Origin of the sequence: Bernardetia sp., from assembly GCF_020630935.1 — a bacterium.
In the GTDB taxonomy this organism is placed as follows: Bacteria; Bacteroidota; Bacteroidia; order Cytophagales; family Bernardetiaceae; genus Bernardetia.
Map to the genome: position 1 here is coordinate 51891 of NZ_JAHDIG010000003.1, position 25342 is coordinate 77232.

At 34.0% G+C, this 25342-nt stretch carries 23 protein-coding genes; 8 read left to right on the forward strand and 15 right to left on the reverse strand.

The annotated features are described in order from the left end of the window. Positions 1 to 10: 10 nt before the first annotated feature. The 4 genes from QZ659_RS01500 to QZ659_RS01515 form a co-directional block, all read right to left on the reverse strand. On the reverse strand, positions 11 to 934 hold the full coding sequence (locus QZ659_RS01500) for a GYDIA family GHMP kinase (protein WP_291720818.1): 924 nt from the start codon (positions 932 to 934) through the stop codon (positions 11 to 13). 112 nt (positions 935 to 1046) lie between these two features. Next, positions 1047 to 2366 carry a hydroxymethylglutaryl-CoA reductase gene (locus tag QZ659_RS01505; RefSeq protein ID WP_291720820.1) on the reverse strand — a complete coding sequence of 440 codons (1320 nt, stop codon included), beginning with the start codon at positions 2364 to 2366 and terminating at the stop codon, positions 1047 to 1049. A gap of 335 nt (positions 2367 to 2701) precedes the next feature. Beyond that, positions 2702 to 3589, reverse strand: a complete 888-nt coding sequence (locus QZ659_RS01510) for a M28 family peptidase (RefSeq protein WP_291720823.1) — start codon at positions 3587 to 3589, stop codon at positions 2702 to 2704. 249 nt (positions 3590 to 3838) lie between these two features. Then, the gene (locus tag QZ659_RS01515) at positions 3839 to 5029 is read right to left on the reverse strand and encodes a fatty acid desaturase family protein (protein WP_291720826.1); all 1191 of its coding nucleotides are present in this window, start codon (positions 5027 to 5029) and stop codon (positions 3839 to 3841) included. Positions 5030 to 5510: 481 nt separating this feature from the next. Between QZ659_RS01515 and QZ659_RS01520 the strand changes: the two genes are divergently transcribed. The 4 genes from QZ659_RS01520 to QZ659_RS01535 all read left to right on the forward strand — a co-directional run bounded on the left by QZ659_RS01520 (position 5511) and on the right by QZ659_RS01535 (position 9756). Further along, positions 5511 to 6521: an RluA family pseudouridine synthase gene (locus tag QZ659_RS01520; RefSeq protein WP_291720829.1), complete on the forward strand. Its 1011-nt coding sequence runs from the start codon at positions 5511 to 5513 to the stop codon at positions 6519 to 6521. Positions 6522 to 6764: 243 nt separating this feature from the next. Continuing rightward, positions 6765 to 7208 (forward strand): hypothetical protein, encoded by a 444-nt coding sequence (locus tag QZ659_RS01525; protein WP_291720832.1) that lies wholly within the window; start codon positions 6765 to 6767, stop codon positions 7206 to 7208. A gap of 383 nt (positions 7209 to 7591) precedes the next feature. Next, a complete protein-coding gene (locus QZ659_RS01530) occupies positions 7592 to 7975 on the forward strand; it encodes a hypothetical protein (protein WP_291720835.1) in 384 nt (127 codons plus the stop codon). A gap of 389 nt (positions 7976 to 8364) precedes the next feature. Continuing rightward, complete coding sequence (locus QZ659_RS01535; RefSeq protein ID WP_291720838.1) at positions 8365 to 9756, forward strand: serine hydrolase domain-containing protein; 1392 nt, start codon at positions 8365 to 8367, stop codon at positions 9754 to 9756. A 137-nt stretch (positions 9757 to 9893) separates the two neighbouring features. Here QZ659_RS01535 and QZ659_RS01540 read toward each other — a convergent pair whose 3' ends face one another. The 3 genes from QZ659_RS01540 to QZ659_RS01550 all read right to left on the reverse strand — a co-directional run bounded on the left by QZ659_RS01540 (position 9894) and on the right by QZ659_RS01550 (position 11899). After that, on the reverse strand, positions 9894 to 10103 hold the full coding sequence (locus QZ659_RS01540; RefSeq protein ID WP_366935837.1) for a thiol-disulfide oxidoreductase DCC family protein: 210 nt from the start codon (positions 10101 to 10103) through the stop codon (positions 9894 to 9896). A 630-nt stretch (positions 10104 to 10733) separates the two neighbouring features. Next, positions 10734 to 11354 (reverse strand): hypothetical protein, encoded by a 621-nt coding sequence (locus tag QZ659_RS01545; RefSeq protein WP_291720841.1) that lies wholly within the window; start codon positions 11352 to 11354, stop codon positions 10734 to 10736. Positions 11355 to 11443: 89 nt separating this feature from the next. Continuing rightward, the gene (locus QZ659_RS01550) at positions 11444 to 11899 is read right to left on the reverse strand and encodes a thiol-disulfide oxidoreductase DCC family protein (RefSeq protein WP_291720844.1); all 456 of its coding nucleotides are present in this window, start codon (positions 11897 to 11899) and stop codon (positions 11444 to 11446) included. Between the two features lie 63 nt (positions 11900 to 11962). On the opposite strand from QZ659_RS01550, the gene QZ659_RS01555 reads away from it, so the two are divergent. Then, complete coding sequence (locus QZ659_RS01555) at positions 11963 to 12166, forward strand: hypothetical protein (RefSeq protein WP_291720847.1); 204 nt, start codon at positions 11963 to 11965, stop codon at positions 12164 to 12166. A 5-nt stretch (positions 12167 to 12171) separates the two neighbouring features. On the opposite strand, the gene QZ659_RS01560 is transcribed toward QZ659_RS01555, so the two are convergent. From QZ659_RS01560 to QZ659_RS01580, 5 genes are all read right to left on the reverse strand, one after another. Further along, positions 12172 to 12387: a hypothetical protein gene (locus tag QZ659_RS01560; protein ID WP_291720849.1), complete on the reverse strand. Its 216-nt coding sequence runs from the start codon at positions 12385 to 12387 to the stop codon at positions 12172 to 12174. Beyond that, a complete protein-coding gene (locus tag QZ659_RS01565; protein WP_291720853.1) occupies positions 12380 to 12718 on the reverse strand; it encodes a carboxymuconolactone decarboxylase family protein in 339 nt (112 codons plus the stop codon). Before QZ659_RS01565 ends, QZ659_RS01560 begins: the two co-directional genes overlap by 8 nt. A 31-nt stretch (positions 12719 to 12749) precedes the next feature. Then, a complete protein-coding gene (locus tag QZ659_RS01570) occupies positions 12750 to 14102 on the reverse strand; it encodes a stage 0 sporulation family protein (protein ID WP_291720856.1) in 1353 nt (450 codons plus the stop codon). A 292-nt stretch (positions 14103 to 14394) separates the two neighbouring features. Then, positions 14395 to 14850: a hypothetical protein gene (locus tag QZ659_RS01575; RefSeq protein WP_291720859.1), complete on the reverse strand. Its 456-nt coding sequence runs from the start codon at positions 14848 to 14850 to the stop codon at positions 14395 to 14397. Positions 14851 to 14911: 61 nt separating this feature from the next. Further along, a complete protein-coding gene (locus QZ659_RS01580; RefSeq protein WP_291720862.1) occupies positions 14912 to 15736 on the reverse strand; it encodes a Nif3-like dinuclear metal center hexameric protein in 825 nt (274 codons plus the stop codon). A gap of 181 nt (positions 15737 to 15917) precedes the next feature. On the opposite strand from QZ659_RS01580, the gene QZ659_RS01585 reads away from it, so the two are divergent. From QZ659_RS01585 to QZ659_RS01595, 3 genes are all read left to right on the forward strand, one after another. Beyond that, positions 15918 to 17321 carry a cyclic nucleotide-binding domain-containing protein gene (locus QZ659_RS01585; protein WP_291720864.1) on the forward strand — a complete coding sequence of 468 codons (1404 nt, stop codon included), beginning with the start codon at positions 15918 to 15920 and terminating at the stop codon, positions 17319 to 17321. Between the two features lie 110 nt (positions 17322 to 17431). Next, positions 17432 to 18043, forward strand: a complete 612-nt coding sequence (gene rdgB / locus QZ659_RS01590) for an RdgB/HAM1 family non-canonical purine NTP pyrophosphatase (RefSeq protein ID WP_291720867.1) — start codon at positions 17432 to 17434, stop codon at positions 18041 to 18043. Positions 18044 to 18130: 87 nt separating this feature from the next. Continuing rightward, positions 18131 to 18955, forward strand: coding sequence for a SprB repeat-containing protein (locus QZ659_RS01595; RefSeq protein WP_291720870.1), 825 nt, complete (start codon positions 18131 to 18133; stop codon positions 18953 to 18955). Positions 18956 to 19190: 235 nt separating this feature from the next. Here the strand turns inward: QZ659_RS01595 and QZ659_RS01600 are convergent, their stop codons facing one another. The 3 genes from QZ659_RS01600 to QZ659_RS01610 form a co-directional block, all read right to left on the reverse strand. Continuing rightward, entirely contained in the window at positions 19191 to 20642 is a 1452-nt protein-coding gene (locus QZ659_RS01600) for a TolC family protein (RefSeq protein ID WP_291720872.1), read from the reverse strand. 152 nt (positions 20643 to 20794) lie between these two features. After that, positions 20795 to 23974: an efflux RND transporter permease subunit gene (locus tag QZ659_RS01605; protein WP_291720875.1), complete on the reverse strand. Its 3180-nt coding sequence runs from the start codon at positions 23972 to 23974 to the stop codon at positions 20795 to 20797. A 94-nt stretch (positions 23975 to 24068) separates the two neighbouring features. Continuing rightward, a complete protein-coding gene (locus QZ659_RS01610; protein WP_291720879.1) occupies positions 24069 to 25154 on the reverse strand; it encodes an efflux RND transporter periplasmic adaptor subunit in 1086 nt (361 codons plus the stop codon). Positions 25155 to 25342: the final 188 nt, after the last annotated feature.

Below are 25342 nucleotides of genomic sequence, written 5' to 3' on the forward strand. Positions count from 1 at the left end.
AGAAAATAAACTACCCTTTTACCATCTCATCATAGGTAAGAAAAGTATCCATTCCTTTTTCTAGGAAATAGTTTTGTGTTTCTTCTTTTGATTTTCGGCTAGTTGCCAAAACAAAATCACCTCCCCAAGCACCAAGAGATTTTATTTCTCCCCAATAATCAGAAAAATAGAGTTCTTTTACTCGTTGCATTGCCATATTTTTAGCAATAATTTCTTCGTGTTGGGAAATTAGTTCTTCAAACTCCTCTAGTGTTTTAGAGTTTACAATTTTTTGCGTAATTCCAGAGAGTTCTTTTACTAATTTATCTTTTTTACTCTTTAGTTTTTCGTAATATGAAATTCCCTCTGCTGAAGATTGTTTTTTGCCCAAATAAACAAAATATAGATTTTCTTTAAAAGGAGGATTGAAATCTACTGAAATAGAGCGAGGTATTCCATCTTGACGTTCATACAAAATGGGTGTTTCAGATTCAGCGCACGCCACATCGTAGCCAGAACCTCCCATTGTTTTAGCAAGCAAATCAAAAGCATTGATTCCTGCCCACTTTGCAATATTATGAATAAGTGTAGAACTACTTCCTAATCCCCAAAGACGAGGAAATTCTAAAAAAGTCTCTACCAAAACATACTCTTTCCCTACTAAAAAATTCTTAGAAATTTTACGTGTAGTCTGTAAAATTTTTTGTAAAACCAATGATTTTTGAGAAACATAGCCTTCTAAAGCCTCAAAAGTTTCTATATCAAAACGAGCTTCAAACCAAATTTGTCCGTTGCTATCGTAGCTTTTCCAATGCAACACACGGTGTTCAGATGGAGCATACGAAACTTGTAATAATTGCCCTTTTTGAGTGGGAACGGCCAATGCCATTGCACCATCTAGCACGTAATACTCCCCACTAAGGAGCAGTTTTCCATTTCCGTGAAAACGATTCATAAAATAAAGAGGGATTTTGGAAGAGTAAAAAAGTTGTTAGTTATAAACGGTTTTTGTGTGTTTTATAAATATTTAAACCCTAAGGGTCTTCGAAGACCCTTAGGGTTTGGCTTTATGCAGGGGTACGAACTGTTTCTAAAAATTCTCTTACAGCATTAAAAGAAACAGTATTTGTTTTGAAGTGTTCGACTGCTTGTTTGACTTCTTTTTCTGTAGCTTCAAAGTTACGCAGGATATTCAAAAGGTGCATTTTCATGTGTCCTTTTTGAATGCCTGTGGTGGTAAGTGATTTGATTGCACCAAAGTTTTGAGCTAGTCCAATTGTAGAAATAATCTGCATCAGTTGTGTTGCCGACGGATTATCAAGCATTTCTAATGAGCGTTTGGCAAGTGGGTGAAGAGAAGTTAGCCCTCCAACTGTTCCGACAGCAATCGGCATTTCTAACCAAAATTTAAAAATTCCATTTTCTATGCTACAATCTGATAAACTTCTATATTGCCCAGAACGTGCTGCATACGTATGTCCACAGGCTTCAACAGCTCTAAAATCATTTCCAGTTGCCAAAACTACGGCATCTATTCCATTAAAAATTCCTTTGTTGTGCGTCGTGGCACGATAAACATCATTTTTTGCAATTTCGATGGCTTTAAAAAATTTGAAAGCAAAGGTTTTTGCGTCTAATCCATCAACTGTTCCGAGTTCTTCAATCGGACATTCTACCCACGTCTTGACCAAACACTCTGGCGTGTAGTTGGAAAGAATACACATCACAATCGTAACATCTCTTTCTTCGTCTGTGAACATATCTTTTGAGGCAACCCAGTTTTGAAGAGTTTTAGCAAACTGCTCCAAACAAGAATTAATAAAGTTTGCGCCCATCGAATCACAAGTGTCAAAGGTAGCTTTGATTTGATAATAGTTATCATCTAAATGACGCATATCTAAAAGCTCAATATCCAAAATGCCACCACCACGCTCACGCATATTTTTGGTAATACTGGCTGTGTCTTTGAGCATTTGTTCTTTTGCTTCATCAAAAACACAATACATTTTATTGTAATCGCCTTTCCAAAGAAAGTGTACTTGTCCTATTTTTTTTGTAGAAATAATTTCAGAATGAAATCCTCCTCTTGATTGCCAAAATTTGGCTGCCTTTGAAGCTGCTGCCACTACCGAACTCTCCTCAATTGTCATCGGAACAGCATACGTTTTACCATTTAAAACTACATTTGGAACAACACCAAAAGGCATATAATAGTTGGTAAGTGTATTTTCACTAAACTCATCAAAGACTTTTTGCTTGTGTGGGTCTGAATGCCAAAAACTAGCAAATTCGTTGAGTAACTCGTCTGAAGACTCTCCTAGCTGGCTGGCAATCCATGTAATTTTTTCTTCTTTAGAGAGTTTTGAAAATCCTGAAATTAATTCCATACTTTTTTGTATTAAGGTAAAATTGTTTTTTGAAAGCTCAAAAGAACAATTCTCAAATGAGTAAGTAGAGATGCAATAAAGCGCAAATACGGCTTACTAACTTGATATTGAAAGATATGTTTTTGCAAAATTACCATTAAAAGTAATTTTAAAGCAAAAATAAGAAAGAAAATTGTTTACACTCTCTTATACTTTCAAAAGTTTCAAAAAGTTTTGAAAAATATAAATTAATCATACGAAATGTACATTTTTTTGAAAATAAGGTCAGCCTAGTAGAGCAGACTAATTTTTGGAGGTACTGACCTTAATTTATTTTCTTGTTCTAAGGAAGTAATCTATAGATTTATATTCATCAAAGTCTGCCAAATTAAACTTGAAACTCTCTGCATACTTTTCTCATTGAGAAATTTGCTCAAATCTGTTGGTTTGTGATAATGCTCAAAAATGGGAGCTTTTTGGATAATATCCATTAGTGTCATGATACTTGCCCCTTCGTCTTGTGCTTTATAGTAATTCTTAGAAATTTCTATATCCTTATCTGAAAGCGACGTGATAGTAAAAGCATCTTGTAATTTTGCATTTTTAAAACTCACATGGTCGGCAGAATTAGTAACAATTTGGTCAAAACGTTTTGTGAAAATACCATTTCTTTTTGCTGTCTTTTCTAAGGTTTCCAAAACGATTCCTGTTTTTTCGCTTTCTTCCAAATTCCAAAGGGCTAATCTGTCTCCTTGTCCCAACATTTCAAGATTGATAAGTCCTAGCATTTCACCTCTTTTAATTTCCCATCTTCCAAACTCTTGTACATAAGCTCTTGAGCCTTTTAGCTTATTTTCTTCCTCATCGAAAAAGAACACCCGTATTTGAAAAGGTAATTCACCCAAAAAATTAGCATTCTTTTCTTGTTCGTATTTGATACGTATCAGAATATCCAAACAAACAGCAATTGCAGTACCGTTATCATTTGCACCAGCCGAGTTAGGATACACGTCAAAATGTGAACTTATTCCAATGAAAGGTTTATCTCTACTTTCTTGATTCGTTTTGACAATGATATTACTACCTGTTTTGTAATACTGAATTTCATAACCAATTTCATTTTCTTCTAAAAAATCAATAATAAACTTGAAACGTTCTGTATCTGATTTATTTTCTAGCTTTTGGACAATTTCTAACAGGTTCAGATGATGGTTTTTGGAAAAAATATTTTGGATGAAGTTCATTGCTGATAGTTTTGTAATGAAAAAGTTGTTTAAGACCTAAAAGCGAGCGAAGCTAATGTATTTTTGTATTCTTATCGGTACTGACCTCGGTTTATTAGGTCAGTCTCGCCAGAGCAGACCTTCAATAATTTGTTTTTCCTCTATTTTTAAAAAGTGAGTTACATTTTATGTACAAAAAAAGAGATTTGATTTTCTAATTTATCAAATCTCTTTTCAGTTTCTAATTTTTAACGTATCATTTTAAATTCTCTAGTGCATCACAGGACGTTCTTCATTGCCCATTCTCTTCAAAAAGCGAACATGAGACGCTACTGCATTTGGAAAATTATCTGTTAAGTAAGGATGTCCATATTCTTCTGCTGTTTGCTTTACAATAGCAGAAAGTTTTGGGTAATGAATACTACAAATATTTGGAAACAAATGATGCTCTACTTGTTGGTTTAGACCACCTGTGAGGAATGCCATTAGTTTACTTTTCTCTGAAAAATTGGCTGTGGTGTAAAGCTGATGAACTGCCCAAGAGTTTTCCATATTTCCTTCTTCGTTAGGCAAAAAGAAATGAGCATCTTCTACTACGTGAGCCAACATAAAGATTACAGCAAGTGAAAAACCAGATACTGCATGCATCAATAAAAAACCTAGCAAGGTATGAACCCAGCCGTGAGGAAGCATAATAAATGGAACTGCAATGAAAAGAGCATAATTTATAAACTTGTAGAAAAACAAGAAAAAATACTCACTTTTAGGATGGTCTTCACCAGTATAATTTCCTACTGTATTAGTGAAAAACTTTTTATAATCTTTCATAAATACCCAAGAGAACGTACTCAAGCAATAAAGACCAAACGAGTAAATGTGCTGATAACGGTGAACCGACCACAAAGGAGCTTCTGCTGAAAGTCTTACAATCGGAACAGGTGCAATATCTTCATCGTGTCCGTCGATATTTGTATAGGTGTGATGAGCTTGATTGTGCATACGTTTCCACATATAGGCACTTGCTCCATTGAAATTGAAGGTATGTGAAAGCAACTGGTTTACCCATTTGTACTTGGAATATGCGCCATGAATGGCATCGTGTCCGATATTGACACAAACCATTGCAATCGAAAAGCCAAGAATAGCCCAAAGTAGATAATTAATTCCGACACTAAATCCACCAAAAATAAGAAGACTATACGAGCCTATCCATATTGTTAAGTGAAAAATAGATTTGAAAATCATTTCTGCATTGGCATTTCTTGAAATGTTCTTTTCTTTAAAATAATTATTTACTCTTTGGTTGAGTGTCTTGACAAAATCTCTTTGCTCTTGGTTGTCGAAGCGAGGAGCTTTTCTTTGTTCTAGTTTTTCTTTGTACTCTTTAAAAGTAATTTGTTGAGATGATGAACTTTGTGTAGCTTTTTTCTGAATAGCTTTTTCAATAACTTGATTTTCCATAAAAGGGAAGGGAGGGTTATTTGTAAAGTGAAGTTGGTTTTCTTATTTCCTTATTAAATATGTTGTTTATGTCTAATTCATTTTTCGTGATTGAACTATCTAGTTTTTATTTGGTCTAAATTTATTTAACAATAGATTATACACAAATTTAGCCGTAAAATGAAAAACAATCTATGATTTTAGTCATTTTTTATAAAATTAATCAAAAAAAGGAGATTTTAGCAGTTTTTTCAAATTAAAAGCAGAGAATAATCACAAGTGAGTTGAGTTCTGTCGTTGGTGGGACACCGACAACGGCTAATGAGTGGTTTTTTATCTTCAAATAACTATTCTTCGAAACTATGATAACCATGATTAGGAATAAAAAATTGTTTAGGAAAAGATACTTTGTAAATTTGCATTCTAATTTTTGAAAAATATGCTCTTTACTTTATTCCATTGTAAATGAATAAAAACCTAAGAGACTAAAAAAGAATACAGTATGGACGAACACTTTGAAGACGATGATGAAAATATGTACGAGCATTATCGTATAGATGTAGATGGAAAACAAGAGCTTTTAAGAATTGATAAATACTTGTTAGAACGTTTGCCTAGAGTTACTCGTAACCGTGTACAGGGAGCTATTAAGGCAGGATACATAAAGGTAAATGATAAGGAGATAAAACCGAGCTATAAAGTATTACCACACGATATTATTAGCGTAAATCTTCCCGAACCAGTCAGAGATTTAAAGAAGGTAGAACCAGAAAACATTCCTCTCAATGTTATCTATGAAGATAAAGATTTAATGGTGGTTTATAAACCTGCTGGAATGGTTTCGCATCCTGCTACCGACAACTGGACAGGAACGTTTGCCAATGCTGTAGCGTATCACATGCAACAAAACGGAGAAAATTTTTTAGGACTTTCTCACAGAATAGACAAAAAAACGACAGGTATTTTAGTAGTTACCAAAAACTTAGAAGCTAAAGATTTTATAGGAAAACAGTTTTTTAATCACAGTATTGAAAGAACATATATTGCTTTAGTTTGGGGAGAGGTTAAAGAAGACAAGGGAACGATAAAAGGACACATTGCAAGAGGAAAAAATGACCGTCGTGTGATGAGTGTTCATCCAGATGGAGAGCGAGGAAAACGAGCCGTTACACACTACAAAGTTATCAAGCGTTTGCGTTATGTTACTTTAGTGCAATGTAATTTGGAAACTGGACGTACGCATCAGATTAGAGCGCACATGAAGCATATCGGACATCCTCTTTTTGGCGACCCTATGTATGGAGGAAACAAGATTTTACAAGGTTCAGTATTTTCAAAATACAAGGCTTTTGTAGAAAATTGTTTTGAAATTTTGCCACGTCAAGCCCTGCATGCAAAATCATTAGGTTTTGAACACCCAACTACAAAAGAATGGATGCAATTTGATACAGAGCTTCCAGATGATATTTTACAAGTTTTAGAGAAATGGGAAAATTATGTGAAATACACATAAACTAATTCTGGTTTTTTGAGGGTAAATTTTAGAATGAATACTATTTTACTCTAAAATCTACGTTAGTTTCCACCTTTATTGGTCTTTCGTTTCAGTTTTGCCGTTGCAGTGAGCAACAAAATAGATACAGACAGAGGAATGAAACGAAGTAAATTTTAGTAGTTTTTTGTTGGTATCACGTCATTAGAACACCAACAAGAGTGAAAAGTTAAACTAACGTTTCTTTGGTTTAAAAAATACAAGATGAAAAATAAACATACTTATATTTTACTATCACTCTTCTCAATGTTTTTTATTGTGTTGGCGTTATCTAGGAAATCTGTAAATCTTAAAAATGACAGAGCTATAGAGGACATAAAACGATATGCATCTTCACCGAACGTAATTATTACAGTAAATGAATCAAAAGTTACAGGTGATAATAGAACTCTATTCATTAACCAGTTGTTAGAGATAGAAAAAATAAAGCCTCACCACTCTTCACCAATAAATAAGATAGATGTCAAGCTATGCGTTTCATCAGATAGTATTGTTATAGATTTATATCAAGATTCTGAAGAACCAACAGAATTTTGGATATTTGGTAATGGTGAGGAAGAAAAAGGATACAGAGAGGTAGGTAGAATAAATATAACAGATAAAGCATTATTGGATATTCTTTTGCCCTCGCTTGGCTTTGCCGAGTGAGCAATATGTATTTAGGCTTCCAGCCTTCTATATTTCGTTATTCTAAATATAACCCAATATTCTTAACATAGCTAAAGCAAATACAAAAATCACGGCAGGGATGCCGAATATATAGTCGTCACTCGTTTGGAAACGAGCGACAGCCGTTTTTTTTTATTCATTTTTCGGTAGCCGAGCAGGAACTGGAAGAAAGACCACATTTTAGTAAAGCAGATAACAAAAGTCATGGAACTTCTCATACGCATGAGACGTTTAGCCATACAGATAAAAAAGGTGTAACTAGAACTGGAGTAGATAAGAAAAAAACCCACGTACCTACATACGATGAAGTAATTAATATTATTAAAGAATTAGCTAAACCAACTAAAAGAGGAAATTAATACATGAAAAAAATAATTATAGAGAATGAACAACTAGAAAGTATAATTCTGGACGAGAGTAGCATTACATCTATAGAATGGATAAATGAGGGAGTAGATATTAGAATGAAAATTTATTGGTGTGGTCAAGAATCGTATTCCGATAAAATAGATATGCGTAATATTTTTACAAATTTATTTTTCCGTGGAGTAAATAACGTAGAAATTAACTTCGCATATACCAATGATTTTAGTATTGGAAATATAGAAATCACGAAGTTTTCATTCGAAAAAGTAGATAGTAGATACTTTGTACATTTTACTTTTGATTTTCAACCACAAGGTTATATCAAGTTCCAATGTGATGGTATGATATTTTCAATAGTTGAATCCCCCCGTTGCCCATAGTCTTCCATCAGCAGAAAAATAAAAAAAATAAGTGTTGGGCGTTATCTTGAGCGAAGTGGAGACTACGACCTATCAGTTTTGCAAATCTTAGATTTGCGAGTGTAAAGCAAATACAAAAAACACAGCTGGAAGCCGAATATATAGTCGTCACTCGTTTGGAAACGAGCGACAGCCGTTTTTTTTATTCATTTTTCGGTAGCCGAGCAGGAACTGGGTATGCAAAATGTAATCAGTTTGTTGTTTTATATATCTGATGTTTTGACATTTTATCTCTTTTCATTAACTTACATTTGTAAAAAATAAATATATACAATATACTAAAATGGTGCGTGCCATTTTTTAATCATTATTTTAGTGTAAAAAAATATTTCAAATAAAATACAAAAGAAATGAAAACTTTATTATTTTTAATCCCTCTACTAATTGGATGTTCATTGCCTAAAAACAAGTCTCCTTATCAAAAACTAAGCGAGTATGAAGGTCATTATGAATACGTTGGAGGAAGTACACTAGATCTTATTGCTTCAGAGTTTGACACAACCCTTTATGCCATATTAGATAATGCTAAATATCCATTAAAGTATATTGAAAAAGATAGTTTTGTCGATATTAGCAACCAAACAGTTGTTTTTGAAAGAAATAAAGAGGCTAATGTTATCAGTTATAAGACAAATGGTGAAACCTTCAAACTTATTGATAAAGAATTTGAAAAAGTAGAAATGTTTCCAAGAAGAAGTCTCTTCCAAAACCCAAATGAATATTCTTATCAACCACCTCAACAGAAAAATGATGGATTATTAACTGGTGTTTTAAAAGATGAGTTTACAAATCCAGAACCTATTATTAATATGGTCAAAAAAACCATTAAGGGAGATTTTGAGGATGTACATAGTATCTTAATTTATAAAAACAACAAACTAGTACTTGAGGAATATTTTTATGGCTATGACGAAAATACTCCACATCAACTAAGGTCAGCCAGCAAACCTATAATAGGTGGAATACTTGGAATTACCATTGACAAAGGATTTATTAAAAGTGAAAAAGAAAAACTCTTACCATTCTTCAAAGAAAAATATCAAAACATTCAAAATATGGATGAGAGGAAAAAGGAAATTACAATAGAGAATTTCTTAACCTATCGCCATGGAATGGACTGCCAAAACAATAATCCAGAAAGTAAAGGGCACGAACTAAAAATGATGGAGAGTGAAGATTGGGTAAAATATACTCTTGATTTGCCTATAGTACAAAATCCAGGAAAATCTTCATCTTATTGTACAGGCTGTGCGCTTACTTTGGGAAGTTTGGTAGAAGTAACTACCAATGAAAAAATAGAAGATTTTGCCAAAAAATATTTCTATGAACCAATGGAAATTACTAATTATAAATGGACTTTTGAACCGAACCCTACTAGCTCTAAAACATTTAGTCAAATGTACATTACACCTAGAGATTTAATAAAAATAGCAAAAATGTATAAGGATAATGGTAAATGGAATGGAAAACAAATCCTATCAAAAGAATGGATAGATAAAAGTTTTGAGATGGAAAAAGGTGATTATGGATATTTATGGGAACATAAATATTTTATTGTTGATGGTAAGCAGTACAACTCTTATTTGGCTTCGGGAAATGGTGGACAAAAAATAAATATTTGGCCAGAACTTGATATGATAACAGTATTCACAGGTGGAAACTATAACTCCTACAAGTTATATGGAAAAAGTACACCACCCAACGAAATGATACCTAACCACATATTAAAAGCTGTACAATAAAGCCGATATTTTAATAATGAAGGTTATTGTAGTTTATTTGGTAGTATTTATTTTTTCATAGTTACAGATTTACTATGCATTCGGCTTCCAGCTGTGTATGTTTAAAGTCAGTCAGAATAGCGTATTGTTTTACAAATCTAAAGATTTTCTACAAATTTTGCTTTTAGTTCTGGAGTAGGAATTCTACACTCATTTTTTTGTCCAAACCATTTGTATCTGTTTCTAGCAATGAGATTATACACTGCATTTCTTATGAAAGTAGGAATAATTTTGAAGACATTGAAAAATTTCCATCCTCCAGAAAGTCCTGCTGCTATGCGTAGAGCTGCTGTCGATTTGGTTCTTATTTTTTACACCTTTGTTGGTCTTTAATTTCGGCTTTGCCGTTATAGTGACCAACAAAATAGGCACAGATAAAATGAAGTAAATTTTAGTAGTTTTTTGTTGGTGTCACTTCGTTAAAACACCAACAAGGGTGAGATGTTTTTATTCATTTTTCGGTAGCCAAGAAGGAACTAGTAAAGGGTTTGTACTCCAACCTTCATAGGGAGCAACGAAGTTGCTGTCAAAGACTTCATAATTGCAAATTATTGTACCTACATTAGGTTCATTTTTTTTAAACTCAATAATAAATCGATTTTTACTATTCATCACTCTGTTAGCGCAATTATTTTCTACGATATTAGAGATAGTGTATCTTTTACCTTTATACATAAAAGTTGATTTGATTAACCAAATTTTTCCTGTGTGGGTTACAGTAGTGTAATCAGAAACTGAATATCTTTTATTAGCGTTTTTATAGTCTAAATGTATATATATACTATATAAAGTAGAGGCTAATACAACTAATATGATGAAACGATGTTTTTTGAGAAACGAGTTCATTATTCTATTTTAATTTGTTTTAGTTCAGAAACTTGTTTCATTTTTGTTGGTTAATTGTTGTTGAATCAACAGGTAATCTCCTCGTTTGGAAGCTAGTTAGAGCTACTTTTTTTATTTATTTTTGGCAGCCGAGCAGGAACTGGTAAACTGTCAGATTGAATATAAGAAGTATCCATCTCGTCAGTTTGAATGACCAACCTTTTGATAGGATTTTTAGGTAATACAACTTTACACCTATCACATTGTACAAACAAAGATTCTAATTTAACAAGTTTGCTTGCGTCTATGTAAGAATAATTATTTTCGGTTAAATTACAAGTAAGACTTAGTTTTCTAACACTTAAACTATCATCTATTACAACTCCAAAATTATTGCTAAAAAAATACAATGCTTTTGCTCTATTTAAATTACTAATTTGCATCATAGTATCTATATAGCTAGAATAAGATATTTCTAAATTTATTAAGCTATCTGATAAAATGGAATTTATATCACTTTTAATCTCAGAATCTAGTACAACTAAATGGTTCAAAGATTCAAGAAAAGAACTATCTTTTTTTGTAATAATGCTATTTTCTACAAATAAGGAATTTTCTACACGTTGTATTTTACCTTGACTATATTTTGTTTCATTTGGATAAGACGTACTGCCATGTCCACATCCATTACAAACATAGAAGACAATAAAAAGAAAAATTTTAAAATATCTCATTTTTTTGGTTTTGTACCCCCATCTTCTCTCGCTCGGTTGTGCCAAGTGAGGAATACGTATTCGGCTTCTAGCCGTGTATTGTATTATTTTTAAAGTTTTTCTACAAACTTAGCTTTCAGTTCTGGCGTAGGGATTCTACACTCATTTTTTTGTCCAAACCATTTGTATCTGTTTCTAGCAATGAGATTATAAACTGCATTTCTTATGACAGTAGGAATAATTTTGAAGACACTAAAAAACTTCCATCCACCAGAAAGTCCTGCTGCTATGCGTAGAGCTGCTGTCGATTTGGTTCTTATTTTTCCGTTTTCATAGACAATCATAGAATCAAAATCTGCTGTATCTCTTCCAAAGTGAGCCAAAAGAGCTTGTCCAAATTCGGATTGTAACGAAGCAAAATGAAAGTTATTGTTTTTATCTTTATCAATCACAAAGTTGATAGCTCCGTTACAAAGATTACAGACGCCATCGAATAAAATGATAGTTTTGTTTTGAGCTACTTCTTGAAAATTCAATTTTTCTTGTTTTTGAACAAGTGTTTCCATTTATGATTTTATATTTTAGTATCGAAATGTAGTTTTAAAACGAGCGAATTAGTTAAAAAGTTTATGGAAGAAAATCTAAAAGAAGAGTTTGAAAAATTTTTACAAACAAAAAAAATTAGTGTAAACCTCTTTAAAAATGCTGAAAAAGAACGTTTTGAAGAATGGCAAAGGTTATTTTCACATGTTCATCCAAAAAGCTTTGTCATACAAAAGTTACACCTCATCAACGAGATTAGAAGGAAATATCATATTGATAAAGAAATATAATTTCTTTAGACTACTGGAAATGACATAAAAGTTGTTGGTGTCGCTACGCTAAAACACCAACGAACGGTATTTTTTCTCTGCTCACACAGAGCAGCATGTTGTGTAAGTCCAGTTACCTTAATCTTCAGTACTGCCCTTTGGGGCTGACCTTGAGTGAGTTCAAAAAATACAAAACCTATTTCAAGGAAATATTTGAAATAGGTTTTTATCAGTTTAAGCATTTAACTCTTCCAAATATTCCATAGCTCGTCTAAGATGTGGAATTACGATAGTTCCTCCTACAAGGTTAGCAATTGCCATCGCCTCAATGATTTGTTCATCAGAAATTCCTGCTTCTTTTGCTTTTCCCAAATGATATTTGATACAATCGTCGCAACGCAAGACCATTGAACAAGTTAGTCCAATGAGTTCCTTTGTTTTTATGTCTAGTGTTCCTTCTGCATAGGCATTTGTATCTAAATTGAAAATACGTTTCAGAACTTTGTTATCAGCAGCCATAATTTTCTCATTCATTTTGCTGCGATACGCATTAAACTCTTCTACTTGATTCATCTTTTTTATAGTGGTTGATTAAAAAAATAGTTTATTTTTCATTGTTTTTTGTCTTTTTGTTTTGAGGCTTAGATTGTCTCAAACGATTGTTTCTTCTTCTTCTATTTTTATTGGTTTGATGTTGCTGATTTTCTGTATTAGGTAGTTGGTTAGAAGTATTTTCTCTAACTTCTTCTGCCTTTGTGATATTTCTACGTGGTCTGCGTGTGCGTCTTTGGCGTTTTGTTTCAATTTCAACCCTATCTTCTTTTTCAGCTTTTCGTCTAACATTTCTCTCAAACTCTTCAGCATCAATAATATGGTTGTCTTGCTGTGTTGTATCTGATATTTCGCCATCAGAAACCCATTCAGACGGTTTAAGTGAAGAAGGAAACTCATTCTTTTTATTCAAACTCAACACTTTTTCTACCTCTTCAATCGTAAGGGAATACCATACATTTTCAGAATTATAACTAAACCACATTAGTTTTTTGAAAATATCTGTCTTTTGTAGCTGTGCTTCTCCCTCTTGGGTTCGCAAATATTTTACCTCTGGAATATCTTTTAAAGCATCCAGATATGTGTCTAATTCATAATTGAGGCAACATTTTAGTTTTCCACACTGACCAGAAAGTTTGGCTGTATTCAAAGAAAGGTTTTGATAACGTGCCGCCGACGTACTGACAGGTTTAAAATCGGTTAGCCAAGTAGAGCAACAAAGCTCACGCCCACAAACGCCTATCCCTCCCACTCTGCTTGCTTCCTGACGCAAACTAATCTGTCTCATTTCTATACGGATTCTAAACTCTCCTGCCAAAAGTCGAATGAGTTCACGAAAATCTACTCTTGCATCTGCCGAATAATAGAAAGTTGCCTTCGAACAATCAGCTTGATATTCGACATCAGAGAGCTTCATCGCCAAGTTTAATTGATTGATAATTTCTCTTGTGCGATACATGGTTGGCAACTCTCGGTTTCTTGCCTCAATAAGTTTATCTACATCAGCTTGACTTGCCTTTCGGAGAATATTACAAATACTTTCATCGTTTGTCTTGATGCGTTTTTTTCTCATCTGTAATCGGACGAGTTCGCCTTGCAAAGATACATGCCCCACATGAAAACCTCTCTCCACCTCCAAAACTACAGCATCTCCAGTAATGAGATGAAGACCATTTATATTTCTACAAAATGCTTTTCTTCCTCCTTTAAACTTTACTTCTATGATTTCAAAAGGCTTTGTGTCAGGAAGTTCCATTTGAGAAAGCCAGTCAAAAGAATTTAAACGATTACAACCAGATGTTCCACAGTTTCCATTGCTCTGACATCCTTTGGGTTCTTCGTTATTAGTATCTTTTTCATCTATATTTTTATTTTGTGCCGTAGTGGCACATGAATTACAACTCATTTTACTATATATTTTAACGCTAAAAACATATATTTTTAGCGTACGTAGTCTATTTTTATGAAAGTGATTTGACTAAGTTCAAATCTATTATAACCATCAAAATTACAAATTTTTTGTTAATAGTATTCTGAAATTGTACACTAATTAGGGTAAACGCACGAAACTTTTTATACTAGCTCACTTAGCTTTAAATAAACTTTACTTGTCAGAGTAATATAAATAATCAAAGTAAAAAAGAGCTTCTATTTGATTTAAATGGCTATACTTTTTTTTCGTGCGTTTACCCTATACACTAATCAAACCCAGTTTCTGAATAATACCACCTTTCTCCTACTTGTGTAAACTCATACGCTGCTCCACTAATAATCTGATTTTTAAAATTACGAGGCTCTTTCTTGTAATCATAGATTATCCTTTTCTCTGTGTCAAACATATTATCAGATTTGTTTATGAAAATAACCAAGCTGTCACTATCCTCTATAAAGCCATGACAATATGAGCAATATGACTTATCTCCATTTTTTATGATTGAATCAATTCTTAACCTACGAAGATAAAATGTTGAGACCTCATCAATTTCATCTTCATCATAATAACCTTGAGGATACTTTTCTAGTTTTCCTATCAAATCACTCAACTCATCTTCATAGTTCATCACATCAGTTTTTCCAAAAGGATTGCAAGAGGCTAATATCAGTATAAACAATAAAATTGTTGCAAATAAAAAATACACAGTATATATTCTCATACTCAAAATATAATTTCTTTAAACGATAAAGGAGGATAATGCATGCATTATCTCTACCATTTTAAAAATAATATTCTATAGGATTTGTATTGACTTTACAAGCCTCTATTTTTATATCTGAAAACTTTTCGACAAGAAAATCTACTAACAAATCTTTTGTGTAAACCTCACTTTCATAGTGTCCGATGTCGCATATCACAATCTTATTCTCAGCATCAAAAAATTCGTGGTATTTGTAGTCTGCCGTAATGAAAACATCTGCTTCTCTTTTAATGGCATTTTTTAATAAAAAACTCCCTGCCCCACCACAGACAGCAATTTTCTTTATATTCTTACTTTGAAAGCTATCCAAACTTGTATGTTTTATGAGAGGAAGGTTCATTTTTGTCTTCAAGTGAGCTAAAAATGCATGAATAGATATGGAAGTGGGTAGTTCGCCAATCATTCCAGAACCTACTTTTTGATTATCGTCTATACCTTTATTTATAATATTATTTTTAGGAGCTAATATTTCCCTGTTTATCAGTCCGATTTTTTCAGATATTTTGGCATTTACGCCGTCTTCTACATTATCTAAATTGGTATGAATGGCATAAATTCCTATTCCTTCACGAAGTGCCTTCATTACTGTTCGCTCCACATAGTTTTTTCCTGTAAAACTTTTAAGTCCTCTAAAAACAATAGGATGATGTGCCACCACCAAATTACACCCTTTTTCTTTGGCTTCATCAATTACAGATTCGATAGCATCTAAAGAAACTAAAATCCCTGTAACTTCGGTATTGGGTTCGCCTACCAAAAGTCCAGAGTTATCATACGATTCTTGATAATTTAGTGCTGCAATAGATTCTAAGTAGGAAGCGATTTGTGAGAAAGTATATGTCATTTCTTTATATAAAATGTAGCTTGTACACAGACAAGTGTATAATGATTCTAATGTCAAATTATAAATTTAGCATTTAACTACTAAACTTAAAAATCTTTACCATTTTACTAAGAAAAATAGTAACTTTAGACTTCATTCTGACTAAAATCTATTCTTCCTAAAAGCCTAACAAAACAGTTTCGTGATAGACCGTATCAATAAAGTAGAATCTCTAAAGCAATCTCCTCTTTTTACCTCTCTGCCTCAAGAAGCCTTAGAAAAAATTGCAGCGAAAGCCAAAATGCGTCAGTTTTTTCCAGATGAAACGGTGGTTTGGCAAGGAAAGGCGAGTGATAGTTTATATCTAATTATCAATGGTATTGTAGCAGTAAAAAAAATTATTGCCAGTGGCAAAGAACAAATTTTTGCTTACCTAATGGCTGGAAATACCTTTGGAGAAGTAGGGATTTTAGAAAATCAGCCTCGTTCGGCAACCGTTTCTGCACTTAGTGATGTAGATGTTTTGGTTATTCAGCGAGATGATTTTATTCAGATGATGCACGATTATCCACAAATCGGTATTGGGCTTTGTAAAATGTTGGGGAAATATTTGGTAGAATCGAATAGAAGACAAACAAGAGCTTCTAAAAAAGCTCGCTTGATTTTGGTTTTTAGTCTTACCCCACATGCAGGAGGAACAAATATCGGCAATACACTAGCTCGTATTTTGCACGGACAAACCAAACAAAGTACAGTTTACACAGAATATCCAACACCTCAAAATCTGATTACAGATTTGAATATTCGTAAAAAAACGAGAATTTACAAACACAATTCGGGATATGATATTCTACTTTCTCAAGACGAAAATACAGAACTTCCACTTTCGGCTCGCCTTACACTGTTTTTAGATTCGATGATGTCAGATTATGATAATATCATCATGACGCTAAAAAATCAGACTTATATCGATGAGAATTTGGCAATGCTTTTAGAGTTTGTCAATCAAATAATTATCGTTACGCCACCTCTGGAAGATGGAATGCACGTTGTGAATCGCCTACATAAACAAATCCGTGACCATGTCAGAAGTGATGAAGCGACTATCTTTACTATCATAAACCGTTGCAGTCCAGAACACGAAAAAGTACAATTTAATGGTAGTTCAGATTTTGATGTTCCTTATTTGCCAGATTTGCCTTCTTTGGTAGATTCGGAAGATGCTGGTTATAGAATTCCTCGTCCGATAGAAGAAATGTTAGGTTCAATAATAGACCGTTTGGAACGTACACATCAAATTGGTGTTTTCATTCCTTCTACTGTTTCTGTTGATAAGCCTATTGATACAAGTAAGTATGTAGAACAAACGCTGAAATTTTTGGCAGAACGTTTTGGAGGCGCAACCAGTAAGGAAGCAAAAGGCGTTTGGAATAGCAAACAAGTAGGTTTGGTAGATGAAAAAGTTTATGTAGTGCATACGTATGTTACACAAAAAGACATGAATAAATATCTTGATGAGGTCGTAGATTATATAAAAGTCTTGAAAATTGAACTTGACCAAGAAGCTATGGCTTTAGAAATAGACAAGAAAATGACTATTATTTAGTTCTTAATGTTTAATTATAAATGTAGGGCAAAGGCTTACCTTTGACGATGGTCTTATTCTTAATTTTATATTGGCTATATACTGATTATTACATAATTTATAATACATCTATGAAAATCTGTTTTGCTACAAACAACCCTAAAAAAATAGAAGAGGTAAGTGCAGCTCTACCCTCAAACATCCAACTGGTAAGCCTAAAAGAAATTGGCTGTACGGAAGAAATACCAGAAACTACGCCTACCATTGAAGGAAATTCTGAGCAAAAGGCAATGTATGTCTATGAAAACTACAATGAAAACTGCTTTGCTGATGATACAGGTTTAGAAATTGAGGCACTTGGTGGAGAACCAGGGGTTCATTCTGCTATGTATGCTGATAAAATCGTTGGTTCGTATAGAGATTCAAACGAAAATATGAAACTCGTTTTGAAAAATCTTCAAGAACAAGCTCAAAAAGGAAATACTGACCGAAGCGCACAGTTTAAAACTGTTTTTACATTGGTGTTGGATGGAGAAAAGCATCAGTTTGAAGGAATTATAAAGGGAAAAATCATTGAAGAACCAACAGGAAAGGATGGTTTTGGTTATGACCCTATTTTTATTCCCAATGGATATGAAAAAACTTTTGCTCAAATGCCTTTATCAGAAAAAAATAAAATTAGTCATAGAGCAATTGCAACAAGAAAGTTGGTGGAGTTTCTAAATAAACTTAACAAAGTGTAGCCTAAATAAAATATAATCCTTAAATTGAGAGAAATACCCTTTCAAAACTGATTATAAACTCTTATTTCTACACACCAAACTATTTTTATGAAAAATAATTCTTTTCTGTCGCTCTTATTTTTAACTGTTTTTTCTACTATCGTACTTTTTGCCTGTGGAGGCAGCGATGAGCCAGAACCTACACCCGACCCAGACCCAATAGACACACCTTGTAGTAGCCCTCCAACGCTCTCACTTACTGCTGAAAATACAAGTTGTACAGATAATACAGGAAAAATAACTGCCACAGGAGCAGGAGGAACAGGAACTCTTACCTATCAGTTGGGAAGTGGCGACTTTCAAAGTAGTGGAATTTTTGAAAATTTAGCTGCTGGAGAATATACTGTTACTGTAAAAGATGCAGAGGGTTGTACAACTAGCCAAACAGCAACCATTGAAAATGCAGATGCGCCAACTATTTCCTTAACTTCAGAAGATGCAGGTTGTGGTACAAACGATGGTTCTATTACAGTTATAGCTAATGGAGGAAGTGGAAGTTATCAATATAGCTTAGATGGTGGGGCTTTTCAAAGTAATGCTACTTTTTCTAACCTTGCAATAGGAACATACAGAGTTACTTTAAAGGACACAGAAAACTGTGAGGCAACAGCAGAAGTTACACTAACAACAGGTGTAAACTATGTGGATAATGTAGCTTCTATTATCAATACTAATTGCGCTATTTCGGGTTGTCATTCTGGAGGACAGGCTCCAAGTCTTACAAGTTTTGATGAAGTCTCTAGAAATTCTTCAAGGGTTTTAGCACGTGCATCTTCTCGTTCTATGCCTCCACAATCTTCAGGACTTTCTCTTACAGATGAAGAAATACAGTTAATAGAGTGTTGGGTAGAAGATGGTACACCACGCAACTAACACTTATCTGAAGACAAGCTACTTAAACACACCCTAAGGGGCTTGAAGACCCTTAGGGTTTCCTTGAGCAGACCAAAAACTATGTTTAATCTGTTTTAAACAAATAAAAATCGTATTGTTAATCCCAAGTTCATGTTACCTAGTATTTAATATAATTCTTTATGATAAAAAGCTCAAAAACTTTGTATTATTGTTTTTGAGCTTTTCAAATTCTAAAACTTTCATTAAATATTGACTATCTCCATCCTCCTCCTAAAGCACGATATACATTCACAGTAGCGTGCATTTGTTGGTTTTTGGTTTCGATAAGTTCCACTCTAGCCTCCAAAACATCACGCTGTGTCAAGAGAATTTCCATATAATCAGCTCTTGTAGATTGAAATAAGTCATTAGAAATAGCTGTTGCTTGATTAAGTTTTTCTACTTGTTCCACTTCTAAGTTATATTTTTGTTCCAAATTATTGATATACGAAAGCTGATTAGTAACTTCTAAATAACTATTCAGAATGGTTCTTTCATAGTCGTAAATAGCTTGAATTTGCTTGGCGTTAGCTGTTAAATAGGTGGCTTTGATAGCATTTCGGTTGATAAGGGGCGCAGCCAAATCTCCAGCCAAAGAATATAAAATAGATTCAGGCGTTTTGACCAAAAAAGCAGGATTAAAAGCTCTCAATCCTATTCCTGCTGTAAGTCTCAAGGAAGGGTAAAAATTAGCTCTCGCTACATTGACATCTAATTTTGCTGCTTGTAACTTTAACTCTGCCTGTCTAATATCTGGACGGTTTGCCAAAAGTTGTGAAGGAATCCCTGCTAAGACCACATTCGGAACTGCATTCATAAAATTGTCCGAATCTCTCTCAATGGGTTGAGGATAGCGTCCTAATAAAAAATTAATTCGGTTTTCAGTAAGAGTAATGCCTTGAAGAATATCATATTTCAATCCTTTTGTATTCAAAAGTTGTGCTTCAAAACGCTTGACGGCAAGCTCAGTTACTTTACCTGATTGTTTTTGCAACTTCACAATTCGTAGCGCATTATCTTGAATTTCAATGTTTTGATTGATGATAGCCAACTGATTATCCAATGCCAAAAGCTCATAATATTCATTGGCAATTTCGGCTATCAGATGAGTAACCAAGAAGTTTTTGCCTTCAATAGAAGATAAATAATTGAGATAAGCCGATTTTTTGGCGTTTCTCAGCTTTTTCCAAATATCAACTTCCCAACTTGCATACACTCCTATCATGTAGTCTTGTAGTGGGTCTGGCGTTTTTCTTCCTTCTTCAATTTCGGTAATGGCATCGCTTGCTCCTCGGCTTGTAAAACGGCTCGGTTTCTCTACTCCAGCTCCTGCTGCTATGTCTAAAAAAGGTAAATATTCTCCTTTTCTAGCTCTGACTTCGTTACTAGCAATTTGTATTTCTTGAAGCGTAATATTCAATTCTTGATTATTTTTGAGTGCTGTATCAATGAGGGCAATCAAATTTTGGTCGTTGAAATACTGCTTCCAGTTTACGATGGCTGAATTGGTAGTATCTGTTTGATTAGTATAATTATTTGGCGTTTTGCCAAGGGTAGAATTTCTATTTACCAAACTAGGAATGGAACAAGCCGTAAAAAACGAACAAATACAGAGTATTGATAGGTAATTATACAGTTTGAAATTATATATTTTAAATTTGAACATGATTTTTATGTTTTTTGGGTGCTTTTATATTTGTACACCAGTCTTCTAAACTGGTCTGTAAAATCAAAAACTTAATTTTTGACTGAAATAAGGTCTTTTAATATTTTTCGTTAGGCTGGAAGTCTGACCTACGCAAATAACTGTGATAACCTTTATGAATTAGTCTCTAAAGCGTGTTTTTCTTCTGTCAGAGGAGTTTCATCTTCATCTTTAATTAGATGTTTTCCTTCTGCTATCGAACCAAAGATGTAATACAGCCCTGGTACGATAATAACACCGAAGATAGTTCCGAAGAGCATTCCACCAAGCGAAGATGCTCCAATAGTACGGTTTCCAATAGCTCCAGCACCATGCGACAGAACAAGAGGAATAAGTCCAGCCATAAAAGCAAAAGAAGTCATCAAAATAGGTCTGAAACGAACTCTTGCTCCTTCAATGGCAGCTTCCAAAACTGTTGCACCTTGTTGTTGCTTCTGAACGGCAAACTCTACAATCAGAACGGCATTTTTACCTAAAAGTCCTACAAGCATCACAAGACCTACTTGTGCATAAATATCATTGGCAAGTCCCATAAACTTGAGTAAGGCAAACGAACCAAAAACCCCAGCAGGAAGTGAAAAAATAACAGCCAAAGGAATAATAAAACTTTCGTATTGTGCTGATAAAACCATATACACAAACGCTAAAACAATAACAAAAATAAAAATAGCTTCATTTCCACGAGAAACCTCATCTTTGGAAAGTCCACCCCAATCAATGTCATAACCTCTAGGTAAAGTTTTTGCTTCTTCTTGAATAGCTGCAATTGCTTCTCCACTACTAAAACCTTCTGCCGAACCTCCTCTAATAGAAGCCGTAGTGTACATATTGTATCTGTTGATTTCGTTTGCTCCCTGTGTTTTTTTGATAGTCATGAAAGCAGAAAAAGGTACCATTTCCCTCTTGTCATTCTTTACCCACATATTCAAAACATCTTCTGGAAGTTTTCTATATTCGGGAGAAGCCTGTACAAATACTTTGAAATAACGTTGAAACTTGATAAAACCAAGCTCATACGTACTACCAACCATAATAGAAAGTGTATTCATTGCATTTCCTATCGACACACCTTTTTGCATTGCCAACTGATTGTCAATAACAAGCTCGTATTGAGGATAATTGGCACTAAAGAAAGTAAACAAACCTGTCAGTTCTGGACGTTTTTCTAGTCTTTCCATAAACTCATTGTTTACTTTTTCTAGCTCTACATAATCTCCAGTATTGGTTTTATCTAAAAGCTGGAGTGAAAATCCACCTGCTGCCCCATACCCTGGAACGGCTGGAGGGTCGAAAAATTCAATAACAGCTCCTGAAATTTCACTTGCTTTTTCCTCTAGTTCTTCAATAACTTCGTGTACTGTTTCGTGTCTTTCATTCCACGGTTTGAGGTTGATGATACATGTACCTGCGTTAGAACCACGTCCTTCCGTCAAAACTTCATAACCTGCTAGTGCAGAAACCGATTGAATAGCATCTATTTCTTCAGCAATTTTTTGAAGTTGGCGAGTTACGTCATTAGTACGCTCTAGCGTTGAACCGGGAGGTGTCTGAACAACGGCATAAATCATTCCTTGGTCTTCGCTTGGAATAAAACCAGTAGGCATAATTTGTGTAATTCCGAAAATTCCAACTGCAAAAAGAAGTATCAAAAATCCTGTTAATAATTTTCTAGTTACGATAAGATTCAACAAACGGACATATACGTTAGTTAATTTTTCGAATAAGAAATTAAATCCATCTATAAAGCGAGTAAAAATATTACGTTTTTTGTCGTGTCCGTGAGCATGTTTTTTCAAAATCATGGCACTCAAAACAGGTGTAAGTGTAAGAGCAACCAATCCAGAAATAATAATGGAAGAAGTCATGGTAATCGAAAACTGTCTATAAAAAATTCCCACAGGACCTGTCATGAAAGCTACAGGAACAAAAACAGCCGTCATAAGCAAGGTAATTGCTATTACAGCTCCACTAATCTCGCCCAATACTTTTTTTACAGCATTGAAAGGCGATATATTTGGTTCTTCTTCCATCTTGGCATGAACAGCCTCTACCACCACAATCGCATCATCGACAACTATACCAATTGCCAAAACAAGAGCAAAAAGAGTAATCATGTTTATGGTCAAGCCGAACATTTGCATAAAAATAAATGCTCCAATAAGCGAAACAGGAACAGCAAGAATTGGAATGAGTGTGGAACGCCAATCTCCTAAAAATAGAAATACCACCAATGCCACCAAAATAAAAGCATCTCTAAGGGTATGAACTACGTTTTCAGTCGAAGCATCTAAAAAATCAGATACGTTGTAACTAATCTCGTAATCCATTCCAGCAGGAAAGGATGTTTTTTTAAGCTCTTCTAGCTTTGCTTTTACTTCTTCTACTACCTCACTAGCATTACTTCCATAACTTTGTTTTAAGACAATCGCAGCCGAAGGATATTCATTCAGATTAGAATAAATGTCATAGTATTCACTTCCTAACTCTACATTGGCAATATCTTTTAATCGTAAAATTTCGCCTTCCCCATTTGCCTTGATGATTACATTTTTATACTGTTCAACATCATTAAAACGTCCTTCATACGTCAAAACATATTCTAAAGATTGCGACGTTTTGCCGTCTCCTCTACCAATTCGCCCAGGAGAACCGATAACACTTTGGTCTTCTAAGGCTTCCATAACGTCATCTGCTGAAATATTATAAGCTCGCATACGGTCTGGTTTGAGCCAAACACGCATCGCATACTGACGGCTACCCAAAATACTTGCTTGTCCAATACCAGAAACACGCTGCAACTCTGGAAGCATATTAACACCAGCAAAGTTGAAAAGAAATTTCATATCTGCTTTTGTGTCTTTACTGTATAAGTTTACATACATTAGCATGTTTGGAATAATTCGGTTTACGATTACTCCCTCACGTTGAACTAAAATAGGCAAACGGTTTAAAACCTGTGCAATACGTGTGTTGATATTTACAACAGCTTGGTTTGGGTCTGTTCCCAAATTGAAGACAATTTGAATATTAGCTTCACCTGCCGAAGTAGCATCAGAAGTCATGTATTTCATTCCTGGAACACCATTTACGGCTTGCTCTAGTGGAATCAGTACAGATTCGGTCAAAACTTTTGCACTTGCACCAGGGTAAGAAGCACGCACAATAACCATTGGAGGAGAAATATCTGGAAATTGTGATTTAGGAAGGGTATTCATTGCCAAAATACCCATAAAGATTATGATAAGCGATAACACTATGGCAAGCACAGGTCGCTGAATAAATTTATTAAACATGATATTTTATTTTTTTAGAAGGTCTTTTATGATAGAATATATTGGTTGTTGGTGGAGACACCAACAACGGCTATTTTTCGCTTTGCCTAAATTTTTATTCTGTATATACTTTCAGATGCGAAATCACTTCTTTAGGCTTCTTATATTCGTAGGTAATTTTGTCGCCATCTCTTACCTTACGCAGTCCTTCTAAAAGAATCTTATCAGTTTCTTTTAGTCCTTCACTAATCGCATACAAATCTTCCATTTCTGCTCCAATAGAGATTTGCCTAGAACGCACAATATTATCTTTGTCCACCACAAAAACATATTTATTATCCAAAATTTCATACGTCGCTTTTTGTGGGACAATGATAGCTTCTCTAAATGGAATATTCATCTGAATATTTCCAGTTTCGCCATGTCTTAAAAGTTGATTTGGATTGGGAAAACTAGCACGAAAAGCAATATTTCCAGTTTCATTATTAAAATCAGCTTCAATAACATCAATTCTTCCTGTCTGTGGGAATAGTTTATTATTTGCCATTACCAATTTTACTTTTGTAACACTATCCTCTTTTTTGTGAGATTGGTATTCCAAATATTCATTTTCAGGAACATTAAAATACACCCACATGGTGCTATTATCTGAAAGGGTAGTTAGCAGTTCGCCTTCATCTAAAAGACTTCCCTGTCTTACTTTTAGTCTATCCATAATACCATCAAAAGGAGCTGTGATTTTTGTAAATCCTAAATGCACTTGTGTAAGAGAGAGTTCTGCTTTGGCTTTGTCTAATTTTGCTTTAGCAAGCGCAAGTTCGTTGGGAGAAACTATTGAACTATCAGCTAACCTTTTGGTATTTTGATATTCAATATTTGCAAAATCTACTTCTGCTTGTGCTTTTTTAGTTTCTGCTTCGTAGAGCATTGGCATAATCTGAAACATCATTTGCCCTTTCTTTACAAGTTGTCCTTCATCTACATACGTATCTTGCAAATAGCCTTTTTCTAACGCTCTAAGTTCAATATGACGAATAGAATGAATTTGACAAACATACTCTTTTGTAATTGAAGTATCCATTTTGATGGGACTTGTAACTAAAAAGTGAGTTTTTTCTTCTTTTTTTTCTTTGTGGGATTGGCAGCTTACGCTACATACACAAATACATAAGCACATAAGCCCAAGTAATATCTTATTCATGATAATCTTTGTTATAATTTTTGTAATACCTAAAAAAAGTGGATATATACAGCCTAAGTGTAGCACAGGTATTTTAAAATCAAAGCATTACACAAAATGGTATAATGGATTTAATACGTGCGAAAAATCACTAAGAAAGCTGATATATGAAATGAGGTAGGGAAATTGAAGCTTGACTCCTACCTAAA

What these genes read in the sequence shown, in the direction of transcription:
- QZ659_RS01500 (WP_291720818.1), bottom strand. Translation starts at nt 934, where the DNA reads ATGAATCGTTTTCACGGAAATGGAAAACTGCTCCTTAGTGGGGAGTAT.
- QZ659_RS01505 (WP_291720820.1), bottom strand. Translation starts at nt 2,366, where the DNA reads ATGGAATTAATTTCAGGATTTTCAAAACTCTCTAAAGAAGAAAAAATT.
- QZ659_RS01510 (WP_291720823.1), bottom strand. Translation starts at nt 3,589, where the DNA reads ATGAACTTCATCCAAAATATTTTTTCCAAAAACCATCATCTGAACCTG.
- QZ659_RS01515 (WP_291720826.1), bottom strand. Translation starts at nt 5,029, where the DNA reads ATGGAAAATCAAGTTATTGAAAAAGCTATTCAGAAAAAAGCTACACAA.
- QZ659_RS01520 (WP_291720829.1), top strand. Translation starts at nt 5,511, where the DNA reads ATGGACGAACACTTTGAAGACGATGATGAAAATATGTACGAGCATTAT.
- QZ659_RS01525 (WP_291720832.1), top strand. Translation starts at nt 6,765, where the DNA reads ATGAAAAATAAACATACTTATATTTTACTATCACTCTTCTCAATGTTT.
- QZ659_RS01530 (WP_291720835.1), top strand. Translation starts at nt 7,592, where the DNA reads ATGAAAAAAATAATTATAGAGAATGAACAACTAGAAAGTATAATTCTG.
- QZ659_RS01535 (WP_291720838.1), top strand. Translation starts at nt 8,365, where the DNA reads ATGAAAACTTTATTATTTTTAATCCCTCTACTAATTGGATGTTCATTG.
- QZ659_RS01545 (WP_291720841.1), bottom strand. Translation starts at nt 11,354, where the DNA reads ATGAGATATTTTAAAATTTTTCTTTTTATTGTCTTCTATGTTTGTAAT.
- QZ659_RS01550 (WP_291720844.1), bottom strand. Translation starts at nt 11,899, where the DNA reads ATGGAAACACTTGTTCAAAAACAAGAAAAATTGAATTTTCAAGAAGTA.
- QZ659_RS01555 (WP_291720847.1), top strand. Translation starts at nt 11,963, where the DNA reads ATGGAAGAAAATCTAAAAGAAGAGTTTGAAAAATTTTTACAAACAAAA.
- QZ659_RS01560 (WP_291720849.1), bottom strand. Translation starts at nt 12,387, where the DNA reads ATGCTTAAACTGATAAAAACCTATTTCAAATATTTCCTTGAAATAGGT.
- QZ659_RS01565 (WP_291720853.1), bottom strand. Translation starts at nt 12,718, where the DNA reads ATGAATCAAGTAGAAGAGTTTAATGCGTATCGCAGCAAAATGAATGAG.
- QZ659_RS01570 (WP_291720856.1), bottom strand. Translation starts at nt 14,102, where the DNA reads ATGAGTTGTAATTCATGTGCCACTACGGCACAAAATAAAAATATAGAT.
- QZ659_RS01575 (WP_291720859.1), bottom strand. Translation starts at nt 14,850, where the DNA reads ATGAGAATATATACTGTGTATTTTTTATTTGCAACAATTTTATTGTTT.
- QZ659_RS01580 (WP_291720862.1), bottom strand. Translation starts at nt 15,736, where the DNA reads ATGACATATACTTTCTCACAAATCGCTTCCTACTTAGAATCTATTGCA.
- rdgB (WP_291720867.1), top strand. Translation starts at nt 17,432, where the DNA reads ATGAAAATCTGTTTTGCTACAAACAACCCTAAAAAAATAGAAGAGGTA.
- QZ659_RS01595 (WP_291720870.1), top strand. Translation starts at nt 18,131, where the DNA reads ATGAAAAATAATTCTTTTCTGTCGCTCTTATTTTTAACTGTTTTTTCT.
- QZ659_RS01600 (WP_291720872.1), bottom strand. Translation starts at nt 20,642, where the DNA reads ATGTTCAAATTTAAAATATATAATTTCAAACTGTATAATTACCTATCA.
- QZ659_RS01605 (WP_291720875.1), bottom strand. Translation starts at nt 23,974, where the DNA reads ATGTTTAATAAATTTATTCAGCGACCTGTGCTTGCCATAGTGTTATCG.
- QZ659_RS01610 (WP_291720879.1), bottom strand. Translation starts at nt 25,154, where the DNA reads ATGAATAAGATATTACTTGGGCTTATGTGCTTATGTATTTGTGTATGT.